This is a genomic window from Amycolatopsis sp. WAC 04169 (assembly GCF_003947535.1).
Lineage (GTDB): Bacteria > Actinomycetota > Actinomycetes > Mycobacteriales > Pseudonocardiaceae > Amycolatopsis > Amycolatopsis keratiniphila.
Map to the genome: position 1 here is coordinate 1 of NZ_QHJI01000036.1, position 953 is coordinate 953.

At 73.9% G+C, this 953-nt stretch carries 1 protein-coding gene and 1 pseudogene; both read right to left on the reverse strand.

Annotated features, from left to right (window positions below; all coding sequences use genetic code 11):
- Positions 1-489: alcohol dehydrogenase catalytic domain-containing protein (locus DMC61_RS40815; protein ID WP_158634185.1), on the reverse strand; the 489-nt coding region annotated here is incomplete at its 3' end.
- Positions 489-953: pseudogene (locus DMC61_RS40820) on the reverse strand (hypothetical protein); the annotation flags it as partial. The gene DMC61_RS40815 and the pseudogene DMC61_RS40820, both read right to left, overlap by 1 nt.

Sequence of the window (953 nt, forward strand, 5' to 3'; positions counted from 1 at the left end):
GATCCCGAACGGCAGCACGGCCGGCACCTTGACCGCCGCCGTCTCGGGGACGACCAGCCGGTCGGTGAAGGCGCCCAGCCCGAGGTAGGGCCAGACCGGCTCGCCCCGGGCGTCGGAGAAGGGGGTGCTTCCGTCGGGCAGGGTGTTGGCGACGGCTTTGGTGCCGGTGTACAGCCACGCCTGTCCGGCCACGCACTTGCGGCAGCGCCGGCACGGGGCGAACCAGGAGAGGACGACGTGGTCGCCGGGGCTCAGGGCGGTGACCCCGGGGCCCGTGCCGGTGACGACGCCGGCCGCTTCGTGGCCGAGGACGAGGGGACGGTCGGTGGGCCAGTCGCCGGTCACGATGTGGAGGTCCGAGTGGCACACGCCGGCCGCGCGGACGTCGATCTCGACCTCGCCCGGTCCGGCGGGGCGCAGCGCCACCTCACGGGTCCGCAGGCCCGAGCCGGGCTCGAAGACGACGGCGGGGGAGAGTTGCGACGACATCAGGACGCGTTCACCTCTTCGGGGTTCGGCCGGGGGCCGGTGTGGTGCGGGAGCCGGGTGTGGGGCCTGGCGAGGACGACGTAGGCGGCGCCGACGACGAAGAGCACGGAGAAGACGAGGATCACGGCCCCCGTCTGGACCCAGCCGCCGTCGGCCGGTGCCAGTTCGGCACGCGGCCAGGCGATGTTGACCGCTTCGAAGAGCAGCCAGAGGACGGCGAGCACGTTGACGGCCAGGCCGAGCCGGCCCAGTCGCACCTGCCCGGCCGCCGGGTTCCACCGGCCGCTCAGGCGGGCGGCGAGCGCCACGAGGGCGACGGTGAGGAAGATGAAGTAGAAGCCGCCCGAGCCGAACGAGATCAGGGTCGCGGCGGCGTTGCCGTTCAGCCCCAGCAGGAGCCCGAGGACGGCCAGCACGGCGGTCGCGATGAGGGAGACGTACGGGATCTGGCGGGGGCCGACGGT